Raw genomic sequence first — 918 nt, 5'->3', positions numbered from 1 at the left:
TTCTATTCCTCTTTGCCGCCACATCGGATGGGTGTTTTACCCGAGCGCGCAGGTGGTCTCTGGCACCTGTGCGCCCCTTATATCATCTCCCGGTATGGTGCCCCGGGGGTGTTATAAGTTGTTTTAAAACGATCAAGCCTGGGTCGGAACGCGAGTCACAGTCACGGCAATGAAGTTAGCAGAGCCGTTGAACCATTCAATAGCGCTTGCAGCCTTGTTGACAACACTGACAGAAACAGTGTAGTCATAAGTAACACTGACTGCACCACCAGCAACCATATCGGTATTGGGCAGGTTCTTCAGCTGGTTGTTCATCTGAGAAGCAATCGTATTCAGGACTTTGTCCATAGCAATAGAACCGTCAACCACATACAGAGCGCCGCAGACCGAGCTCTTGGTCTTGTCGGTCTCACGGTCAAACTCAGTAGTACCAATGCCATCAACGTTCAGCCAGGTGTTCTTGATATCCATGTCAGCAACAAAATCGTCAATCACTGCAACGATGCTGGCCTCGTCCACAACTTTATCAACCCAAGTACCATCAATATTAACGCTGTTTGCAGCATCTTTGTGCAGATTTACCACAGTGCCGGTAACGGTTGCCACCGAGCTGTTCAAGTAACCCAGGTTCCCCAGAGCGCCCTCCAGAGCAGATTGTGCGTTGGAATCGTTTGCAAAGCTGATGTAATTCAGCTTCTTCACATCATCAGACACCTTGTTGCCCAGCATGGTGGAGTAATTGGTGGTATTCTCGTCATCATCGGGGGGCAGGGGCTGACCATTGCCATTGTTCTTGCAACCAGCCAGCATGCTGACAGCCATAACGCCGGCCAGCATCAGGGAAGCAATTTTCTTGAGCTTCATAATGAATTTTTCCTCCTTATGGTGTATAAAAGATAGAGACCCAAAACAGGTTCA

At 49.2% G+C, this 918-nt stretch carries 1 protein-coding gene; it reads right to left on the bottom strand.

The window, feature by feature from the left end:
* Window positions 1-132: 132 nt before the first annotated feature.
* Window positions 133-864, bottom strand: coding sequence for a hypothetical protein (locus tag B5E66_RS12665; protein ID WP_087233848.1), 732 nt, complete (start codon window positions 862-864; stop codon window positions 133-135).
* Between the last annotated feature and the right edge of the window lie 54 nt (window positions 865-918).

It is taken from the genome of Faecalibacterium sp. An121 (assembly GCF_002160915.1).
Lineage (GTDB): Bacteria > Bacillota > Clostridia > Oscillospirales > Ruminococcaceae > Faecalibacterium > Faecalibacterium avium.
The sequence above is the reverse complement of the archived record's forward strand: the minus strand, read 5'-3'. Positions and strand labels throughout refer to the sequence as shown.

What these genes read in the sequence shown, in the direction of transcription:
- B5E66_RS12665 (WP_087233848.1), bottom strand. Translation starts at nt 864, where the DNA reads ATGAAGCTCAAGAAAATTGCTTCCCTGATGCTGGCCGGCGTTATGGCT.